At 77.8% G+C, this 3774-nt stretch carries 5 protein-coding genes; 2 read left to right on the top strand and 3 right to left on the bottom strand.

Going from position 1 to position 3774, the window contains the following annotated elements:
* Both MHY29_RS11560 and trmB read left to right on the top strand, forming a co-directional pair.
* Positions 1 to 651 (top strand): polysaccharide deacetylase family protein (locus tag MHY29_RS11560; protein ID WP_239241352.1); only part of this gene is annotated, 651 nt, incomplete at its 5' end.
* Entirely contained in the window at positions 648 to 1595 is a 948-nt protein-coding gene (gene trmB, locus MHY29_RS11555) for a tRNA (guanosine(46)-N7)-methyltransferase TrmB (RefSeq protein ID WP_224356437.1), read from the top strand. The genes MHY29_RS11560 and trmB, both read left to right, overlap by 4 nt.
* Here the strand turns inward: trmB and MHY29_RS11550 are convergent.
* The 3 genes from MHY29_RS11550 to MHY29_RS11540 form a co-directional block, all read right to left on the bottom strand.
* Positions 1580 to 2542 (bottom strand): alpha/beta hydrolase, encoded by a 963-nt coding sequence (locus MHY29_RS11550; protein WP_224356436.1) that lies wholly within the window; start codon positions 2540 to 2542, stop codon positions 1580 to 1582. The genes trmB and MHY29_RS11550 overlap by 16 nt on opposite strands.
* Positions 2543 to 2544: 2 nt before the next feature.
* Positions 2545 to 3018 carry a heat shock protein transcriptional repressor HspR gene (locus tag MHY29_RS11545; protein WP_239241354.1) on the bottom strand — a complete coding sequence of 158 codons (474 nt, stop codon included), beginning with the start codon at positions 3016 to 3018 and terminating at the stop codon, positions 2545 to 2547.
* A 104-nt stretch (positions 3019 to 3122) separates the two neighbouring features.
* Positions 3123 to 3774 (bottom strand): J domain-containing protein (locus MHY29_RS11540; RefSeq protein WP_239241350.1); only part of this gene is annotated, 652 nt, incomplete at its 5' end.

Below are 3774 nucleotides of genomic sequence, written 5' to 3'. Positions count from 1 at the left end.
GCCCCGGCCCACACCGCCCCCGTGCCCCACGCCGGCGTGGACTGCCGCGCCGTCAAGTGCATCGCCCTGACCTTCGACGACGGCCCCGGCCGCTCGACGGCCCGCCTGCTGGACATCCTCTCCGCCGAGCGCGTGCCGGCGACCTTCTACCTGGTCGGCCACAGCGCGGAGATCAACCCGTCCCTCGTGAAGCGGATGACCGCCGAGGGCCACCAGGTGGGCAACCACTCCTACGACCACCCGAACCTGACCACGCTCTCCCCCGCCCAGATCGCCTCCCAGATCACCCGCTCCGACGCCGCGATCCGGGCGGCCGGCGGGCGACCGAGCACGGTCCGCGCCCCCTACGGCGCACTGAACGAGTCCGTGCTCTCCACCTTCGGCGGCCTGCCCGCCGCGGGCAACGTGACCTGGACGGTGGACACCCGGGACTGGGAGCACAGGAACCCGGCCAAGACCCTGGCCGCCGTGCAGCAGGGGGCGACCCCGGGCGGGATCGTGCTCATGCACGACATCCACGCCACCTCCGTCGACGCCGTCCCCGCCGTGATCGCGTACCTCCGCTCCCAGGGCTACACGTTCGTCACCGTGGACACCATCACCGGCGGCGTCACCCCCGGCACCACCGTCCGCCGCGGCATGCACCCGTGACCGGCGGCCCGGAGAACGCCCACGAGCGCGACCACGACCGGGAGAAGGACCCGGAGCTGATCCGCCGGGAGCCGGTGTCCTTCGTCCGCCGCGGGGCCCGCATGACCACGGGCCGCCAGGCCGTGTGGGACCGCATGGCGGAGACGGTGCTGGTGGACGTGCCGCGCCACCGGGCGGCCACGTCCGTGGCCCCCGACGCGCACCTGGACTGGGACGCCGCCTTCGGCCGGCACGCCCCGCTGCTGGTGGACATCGGCTCGGGGCTGGGCGAGTCCACCGCGCAGGGCGCCGCGGACCACCCCGACTGGAACGTGCTGTCCGTGGAGGTCTACCTGCCCGGGCTGGCCGCGCTCATGGCCCAGGTCGAGTCCCGCGGGCTGGAGAACGTGCGGGCCGTGGAGGCCAACGCCCCCGAACTGCTGGACCACCTGCTGCCGGCCGGGTCCGCCCAGGAGGTCTGGGTGTTCTTCCCCGACCCCTGGCACAAGAAGCGCCACCACAAGCGGCGCCTCGTGAACGCGGCCTTCGCGGACCGGGTGGCCCGCGTGCTGGCCCCGGGCGGCGTCCTCCGCCTGGCCACGGACTGGTCCGGGTATGCCGTGCAGATGCGCGAGGTCATGGAGTCCCACCCCGACTTCGTCAACCTGCACCCGGGCCGCGCGGCGGGCGAGGAGTCCCCGCTGACGCGCGTGCGCCGGGAGGGCCGCGAGCTGGAGGTCGGCGCGCAGCCCCTCCCCGCCGGGTTCGACCCGGCCCGTCCCGCGTCGGAGCTGCCCGAGCGCGCCGGCCTCGGCGAGGCCGTGGAGGCGTCCCTGGCGGAGGACCCCGTCGACCACGACGGCGGCTGGGCACCCCGATTCGAGGGCCGTCCCCTCACGCAGTTCGAGGGCAAGGCCCTGCGCGCCGGCCGCCTGGTCTTCGACCTGGCCTACGCCCGACGCTGACCCGATCGCGGCCCGCCGCCGGCGACCGGCAGGCCTGCCGTGACCCGGGCCAGGGCCGCGAGCGTCACGGAGCCGGGGTCTCGGTAGCCGCGGGGGGCGCCGTCGTCGCCGTCCTCCGGACGCCAGCGGGCCGTGTTGTGCCCGCGCACCCCGGCCAGTCCGGCGGCGGGGTCCGCGGCCACCGGCAGCGCCACCGCCTCCGGCCAGGGCGCACGGCCCGCCAGGGTCCGCCCGAGCCACGCGAGCCGGTCCCCGGGCGCCCGGGCCTCGAACACGCGCCCCGCGGCGAGGCCGAGGGCCTCGAGCCGACCGGCCAGGCGGCGGGGCAGGCCCAGCGCCCCGCTGAGTGCGAGGGCGTCGACGGTCAGCGGGGGGTCCCCCGCGGCGAGTCCCTCGAGGGCGTGGGTCGCGACGAGCGTGCCGTAGGAGTGCGCCTCGATCGCCGTGTGCACGGCCGTCCCGGCCCCGTGCGACGGCCCGGGGCGCGTCTCGCGCACGGCCTCGGCCAGGCGGGCTCCGCCGCGGCGGGCCAGGCCGTCGTCGAGGGTGCGCCACCACGGCGGGGCCGGGTAGCCGAGCCAGGCGACCACGCACGGGCGCGGGGCGCCGGCCGCGCGCTGGGCCAGGAGCAGCTGCCCGGCCTCGCGGGCGCTGCCCCACGCGGCTGTGGAGGCGGCGATCCCCATGCCGGAGACCTGCCAGGTCAGGTGGGTCGGCCGCTCGAGCTCGCCCACGGCGACGGCCGCGACCGGGCCGTCGGGGGCGTCGAGGTCCCAGTCGACGAGGACCCGCTCCGGGATCGCAGCGTCCATCGAGTCCCGCCGCAGGGCGTGCTCAGCCCCGTCGAGGGCGGCGAGCTGTCGGGCGGAGAGCCGCCCGTCCCGGGCGCGCGCGCGGTCGGCGTCGAGCCGGGCGGCCGCCGCGCGCGCCTGCTCCGGCAGGTCCACGCTCAGTCCCGCGGCGCGGGCAGGCGGGTGAGGCCGCGGGGGGCGGCGGCCCGGCCGGCGGGCAGCGCGCGCAGGAGGCCGCCGCGTGCCGCGGATCGGGTCGCGCCCTCGCCGGGTCGGCGCTGCCCCTGCACGGCCTCCGCCGCACGGTGGGCGGCGGGGGCGGCGTACCGGGCGGAGACGTCCCCGGCCAGGCCCACGGAGAACACGCGGGCGAGCGCGGAGGCGCTGTGCAGGCGGTCGACCTGGGACGCCAGCTCCACCACGGTGTCCTGCAGCCGCTCCACCTCGCGCTGCAGGTCGAGGATCCTGCGGATCCCCTCGAGGGACACGCCTTCGCGGGAGAGCCGCTGGACGGCGCGCAGGTGCTCGACGTCGGCCGCGGAGTAGCGGCGATGACGCCCGCCCTGGCGCTGGGGCACCACCAGGCCCAGCCGGTCGTACTGGCGCAGGGTCTGCGGGTGCATCCCCGCCATCTCGGCCGCGACGGAGATCACGAACACCGGGTCGTGGCGCCCCGGGCGGCCGGCGGTCCCGCGCAGGCGCCCGGCTCCGGTCGGATGCTCGCCGGCGACGCCGCTCACCACTGCGCCTTCCCGGCCAGGCCCTCCCGGACGTCGTCGCCCGCGGTGGCCGCCGCGTAGGCCTCCACGGCGCCGCGCGCCTCGGCGGAGAGTTCGGCGGGCACGGCCACCTGCAGCTCCACCAGCAGGTCGCCGGTGTGCTTGGCGCCGGCCACGCCGCGCCCCTTGAGGCGCAGCACCCGGCCGGACTGGGATCCGGCCGGGACCTTGACCTTGACGGGCCGGTCCAGCGTGGGCACCTCGACGGTGGCGCCCAGGGCCGCCTCCGCGAAGGTCACGGGCACGGTGATGCGCAGGTCGTCGCCGTCGCGCTGGAAGAACGGGTGCTCTCGGACCTGGACGGTGACGATCAGGTCGCCGCGCCCGGCCGTGCCCGGAGAGCCCTTGCCGCGGGCGCGCACCTTCTGCCCGTCCTTGACGCCCTTGGGGATGCGCACGTCCACGGTCTCCCCGTCCGCCGCGCGCAGGGACACCGTGGTGCCCTCCACCGCACCGCGGAAGGAGATCGTGGTGGTGGCGGTGCGGTCGGCGCCCTTCGTGGGCGCGGGCTGGCCGAAGCCGCCCCCGCCGAAGCCCTGGCCCCCGCCGAAGCCGCCCGCGCCGCCGCCGGTGAAGGCGCCGAGGAGGTCGGACAGGTCGGGGCCGCCC

It is taken from the genome of Micrococcus sp. ACRRV (assembly GCF_022346985.1).
GTDB lineage: Bacteria > Actinomycetota > Actinomycetes > Actinomycetales > Micrococcaceae > Micrococcus > Micrococcus porci.
This window is presented reverse-complemented; position numbering and strand designations above follow the sequence as displayed.